Raw genomic sequence first — 5017 nt, forward strand, 5'->3', positions numbered from 1 at the left:
AATCTAAAGCATGGTTTATATAGAACTCAATATCATCATCACTATAACCAAGTAATTTCCCGATTTTTCTTTCTAAATCAGGATCAAACTTATCGTAACTTTTCAACAAAACCGAGCTTAATTCCTCTGCTTTTTCTATATGTTCCGGTCGGTATATTAAGTAATAGGAAAAATCACCCAGTGATGTTTTTAAATTAATCGTTTTTAGTTCAAAGGTCTTATTCTCTAAATAAGGGAAAAAATCCTCCGGCACCTCAGCATCGGTGTAAAATAAAGCAATCTCTTTTTGATGATTTAACATCAACTCTAATTCTCTCCCTTCATGCGGTCCTAAAACACCCATCTTATTATCTCCCAAATAATTTATTACTATTACACCAAATAACCTCTTTTATTTGATCGAATTCCTCATTCCTTAGCTCACATAAGGAATGAAATACCTGAATAATCCGCTCTGGGCGATTTGGCTGTCCCTGAAAACCAAACACCGGCATATCGGGGGAATCCGTTTCCAACACCAAGGCATCCAAAGGCAATTTTGCAATGGCTTGGCGGGTTTTATTCGCCCGTTGATAAGTAATGGTGCCACCGACACCGATTTTATAACCAAGATCCACAAACCGTTTGGCTTGATCATAACTACCTGCAAAACCATGTATCACGCCATATTTAGGCAATGGAATACGTTTTAAAAAAGTAAACACTTGATCATGAGATTTTCGACTGTGAATATTCACGGGTAAATTAAATTGTTTCGCTAAATAAAGCTGACTTTCAAAAAAATGACATTGTTTTTGCCAAAGTTCGTCCGTCAATAAATCGGGGATCGCTCGTTCCAAACCAATTTCCGCCACCGCTGTACCATTTTTATCACGCTGTTCTAACGCTTGTTCCAACAGGGATAAATCCTTTTCTGAATGTTCTTTAATATAAAGTGGGTGCAAACCTAGCCCATAATATAAATTTTGCGGATAAAGTGCGGTCATTTTTTGGATTGTTTTGAAATCCCGTTCAAGGACGGCAACAATCAAAATTTTTTGTACACCGCCTTGCTTGGCATTTTCCACTAATTGCGAAAGAGGCTCGCCGGTGAATTGCTGTAAATAATCAAGGTGAGTATGAGTATCGAAAAAAGGCATAATATATCGCTTTAACATGGAAAGAGAAAACCTGAGACAATGCTCAGGTTTCCTTCATTATTCTACAGTAACAGAATTAATCACCACATCGTCTTTCGGCACGTCTTGGTGGAAACCTTTATTGCCGGTTTTCACGCCTTTGATTTTATCCACGACATCCATACCTTCAACTACCTCACCGAACACAGCATAGCCCCATTCTTGCACCACGGTTTTGCCGAACATTTCTTTGGAACGATAATCCAAAAACGTATTATCCGCCACATTAATAAAAAATTGTGCTGTTGCCGAATGCGGATCGGAAGTGCGAGCCATAGCAATCGTACCACGCTTATTACTCAATCCATTTGATGCTTCATTTTGGATTGGCGCATTGGTATTTTTCTCTTTCATACCGCTTTCCATACCGCCACCTTGGATCATAAATCCATCAATAACACGGTGGAAAATTGTGTTATCATAAAAGCCATTTTTACAATAAGTTAAGAAGTTTTCTACTGTGATTGGTGCTTTTTCTGCATTTAATGCCAGTTTAATATCGCCAAAATTTGTGTGTAAAATAACCATTTTGATTTCCCTATGAAATTTAAAGGACGCCATTATTCCATAAATAGCCAATAAGTGCTATAAAAGTGCGGTCAGTTTCAATATCTATTTTTATCCGAGAAAAAAATGCTAAAAATCTTCAATACCCTAACCCGAGAAAAAGAAATTTTTAAACCTATTCACGAAAATAACGTGGGAATGTATGTGTGCGGTGTCACGGTTTATGACCTATGCCATATCGGTCATGGACGAACGTTTGTTTCCTTTGATGTGATCGCCCGTTATCTACGTTATTTAGGTTATAACTTAACTTATGTACGTAATATTACCGATGTAGATGACAAAATCATTAAGCGAGCATTAGAAAATCAAGAAAGCTGCGAACAATTAGTTGATCGTATGGTTACTGAAATGTACAAGGATTTTGATGCCTTGAATATTTTACGTCCGGATTTTGAACCCCGTGCCACTCATCATATTCCTGAAATTATTGAGATCGTTGAAAAATTGATTGAACGGGGACACGCTTATGTGGCTCAAAACGGCGATGTGATGTTTGATGTGGAAAGCTTCAAAGAATACGGTCAATTATCCCGTCAAGATTTAGAACAATTACAGGCCGGCGCACGGGTTGATGTCTCTGACGTAAAGAAAAATCCGATGGATTTCGTGCTGTGGAAGATGTCAAAAGAGAACGAGCCAAGTTGGGTTTCACCTTGGGGTGCCGGTCGCCCGGGCTGGCATATTGAATGCTCAGCGATGAACAGTAAGCAGTTAGGCGAACATTTTGATATTCACGGCGGCGGCTCTGATTTAATGTTCCCTCACCATGAAAATGAAATTGCCCAATCTTGCTGTGCCCACGATGGCGATTACGTCAATTATTGGATTCACTCTGGTATGATTATGGTGGATAAAGAAAAAATGTCGAAATCTCTTGGCAATTTCTTCACCATTCGTGATGTGCTCAATCATTATGATGCGGAAACAGTACGCTATTTCTTATTATCCGCCCATTATCGCAGCCAACTCAATTATAGTGAGGAAAACCTCAATTTAGCCCATGGTGCATTGGAACGGTTATACACCGCATTGCGAGGAACAGATCAAAGTGCGGTCGCTTTTGGCGGAGAAAATTTTGTCGCAGCATTCCGTGATGCGATGGATGATGATTTCAACACACCAAATGCCATTTCTGTGTTATTTGAAATGGCACGTGAAGTGAATAAATTAAAATCTGAAGCGATGGAAAAAGCCAATGGATTAGCCGCGCGTTTACGAGAATTAGCTCAAATTCTGGGACTATTGGAACAAGATCCGGAAACCTTTTTACAGGCAGGTTCAAACGATGATGAAGTCGCTAAAATCGAGGCATTGATCCAACAACGCAATGAAGCCAGAGCCAGCAAAAACTGGGCAGCCGCAGATACCGCTAGAGACACCTTAAATGCGATGGGAATTGTATTAGAAGATGGGCCTAATGGTACCAGTTGGCGTAAACAATAAACAATTGTTAAAAAAACTAAAAAAAGTGTAGTAAAAATTTACTGCACTTTTTTACATCCCCACTTACATTTGATTAATTTTTATGATCAAAGTCACAATTTTTCAACATTTTACTTTATTTATCTAATAACTCGTTTACAATTCATGGCTGTTAAAATAACAAACTTAAAGAAACCCTATATTAAGTATTAAGGAATCCTATGGCTCTTTTTCTTAGCATCTTTCCAATTGTTTTACTGATCTATCTCATGGTAAAACGTAATGCACTTCCTTCTTATGTCGCCCTCCCTTGGATTGCTGTGGTTGTGCTGATTATTCAACTTATTTACTTTGGTACCGATATTTCAACAGTCAGTGCCAATATTGCCTCTGCAATCATTGCGGTACAAACTCCTATTACAGTTATTTTCGGTGCAATTCTATTTAACCGTTTTTCGGAAGTGTCCGGCGTAACCAATACCCTGCGTAAATGGCTAGGAGAAATCAATCCAAATCCGGTCGCGCAAATAATGATTATCGGTTGGGCATTTGCTTTTATGATCGAAGGAGCCAGTGGTTTTGGTACCCCCGCAGCTATTGCAGCACCTATTCTTGTTGGCTTAGGCTTTAATCCAATAAAAGTTGCTGTTTTAGCATTAATTATGAACTCTGTTCCCGTCTCTTTTGGTGCAGTAGGTACACCAACTTGGTTTGGATTCGGTCCACTAAATCTAACAGAGAATCAAATTCTTGAAATAGGTTCAATTACAGCAACTATTCATGCTTTTGTCGCATTAGTCATTCCACTTATTGCACTACGTTTTATCGTTTCAGGAAAGGAAATCCGCCAAAATATTGTTTTTATTTATATTAGTATTTTTGCGTGCGTGATCCCCTATTTCTTCCTTGCACAAATAAATTATGAATTCCCATCTTTAGTTGGTGGCGCGATTGGTATGTTTATTTCCGTATTTGTAGCCAATAAAGGCATTGGTTTAGCGAAAGTGGAAAATACACTAAGCAATACAGAAATAAATGGTAAAGAGATAGCAAAAGCGTTGTTGCCAACGGGTTTATTGATCTTATTTTTAATCATCACTCGTATTCAACAGTTACCATTTAAAGCAATGATGAACGATGCAACCACTTGGTTTGCTGTACAACTTGGTACTCTTGGACAATTTGAAATCAGTAAAGGATTAATTTTCAGCTTAAAAGAAATTTTCGGAACTAATGTAAACGCTAGCTATAAATTACTTTATGTTCCGGCTTTAATTCCATTTATTATTACTGTTTTAATTTGTGTACCGTTGTTTACAATGAATGCCCAAAAAACTAAGGAAATTTTTGTCGGCAGTTTTAAACAATCTAGAAACCCATTCTATGCGCTTATCGGGGCGTTAATCATGGTGAACTTGATGTTGGTTGGCGGTGATGCATCAATGGTTAAAATTATTGGTAAAAGCTTTGCTCAAGCAACCGGAGAATATTGGACTCTCTTCGCTTCCTACTTAGGTGCGGTGGGTGCATTCTTCTCGGGTTCCAATACTGTCTCAAACTTAACTTTCGGTAGTGTGCAATTATCAACTGCTGAGATTACAGGTTTATCAACAAGCTTGATTCTTGCATTACAATCTGTTGGCGGCGCAATGGGTAACATGGTTTGTATCAATAACATTGTTGCGGTAAACTCAGTATTAAATATTCAAAACCAAGAAGGTGCGATTATTAAGAAAACTGTCATACCAATGTTTATGTATGGCGTTATTGCAGCAGTAGTGGCATTAACTGTTATTCCTATGTTTTTCAACGTTTAATATAGAGAAGTACACTACAATTTATTAAAT

5 protein-coding genes are annotated in these 5017 nt (G+C 38.1%); 2 read left to right on the top strand and 3 right to left on the bottom strand.

Annotated elements, in window-relative coordinates; translation table 11 throughout:
- The 3 genes from BKK47_RS11375 to BKK47_RS11385 form a co-directional block, all read right to left on the bottom strand.
- Positions 1–343, bottom strand: a 343-nt coding sequence (locus BKK47_RS11375) for a hemocin immunity protein (RefSeq protein ID WP_077494939.1), incomplete at its 3' end; no start/stop codon positions are given.
- Between the two features lie 4 nt (positions 344–347).
- Positions 348–1139 carry a TatD family hydrolase gene (locus BKK47_RS11380; RefSeq protein WP_077494943.1) on the bottom strand — a complete coding sequence of 264 codons (792 nt, stop codon included), beginning with the start codon at positions 1137–1139 and terminating at the stop codon, positions 348–350.
- A 57-nt stretch (positions 1140–1196) separates the two neighbouring features.
- On the bottom strand, positions 1197–1706 hold the full coding sequence (locus BKK47_RS11385) for a peptidylprolyl isomerase (RefSeq protein ID WP_077494940.1): 510 nt from the start codon (positions 1704–1706) through the stop codon (positions 1197–1199).
- A 105-nt stretch (positions 1707–1811) separates the two neighbouring features.
- Here BKK47_RS11385 and cysS point away from each other — a divergent pair, with 105 nt between their 5' ends.
- Both cysS and BKK47_RS11395 read left to right on the top strand, forming a co-directional pair.
- Entirely contained in the window at positions 1812–3191 is a 1380-nt protein-coding gene (cysS, locus tag BKK47_RS11390; protein ID WP_077494941.1) for a cysteine--tRNA ligase, read from the top strand.
- Positions 3192–3391: 200 nt separating this feature from the next.
- The gene (locus BKK47_RS11395) at positions 3392–4987 is read left to right on the top strand and encodes a lactate permease LctP family transporter (RefSeq protein ID WP_077494942.1); all 1596 of its coding nucleotides are present in this window, start codon (positions 3392–3394) and stop codon (positions 4985–4987) included.
- Positions 4988–5017 lie beyond the last annotated feature (30 nt).

It is taken from the genome of Rodentibacter mrazii, from assembly GCF_001998825.1.
Classification (GTDB): Bacteria; Pseudomonadota; Gammaproteobacteria; order Enterobacterales; family Pasteurellaceae; genus Rodentibacter; species Rodentibacter mrazii.

What these genes read in the sequence shown, in the direction of transcription:
- BKK47_RS11380 (WP_077494943.1), bottom strand. Translation starts at nt 1,139, where the DNA reads ATGCCTTTTTTCGATACTCATACTCACCTTGATTATTTACAGCAATTC.
- BKK47_RS11385 (WP_077494940.1), bottom strand. Translation starts at nt 1,706, where the DNA reads ATGGTTATTTTACACACAAATTTTGGCGATATTAAACTGGCATTAAAT.
- cysS (WP_077494941.1), top strand. Translation starts at nt 1,812, where the DNA reads ATGCTAAAAATCTTCAATACCCTAACCCGAGAAAAAGAAATTTTTAAA.
- BKK47_RS11395 (WP_077494942.1), top strand. Translation starts at nt 3,392, where the DNA reads ATGGCTCTTTTTCTTAGCATCTTTCCAATTGTTTTACTGATCTATCTC.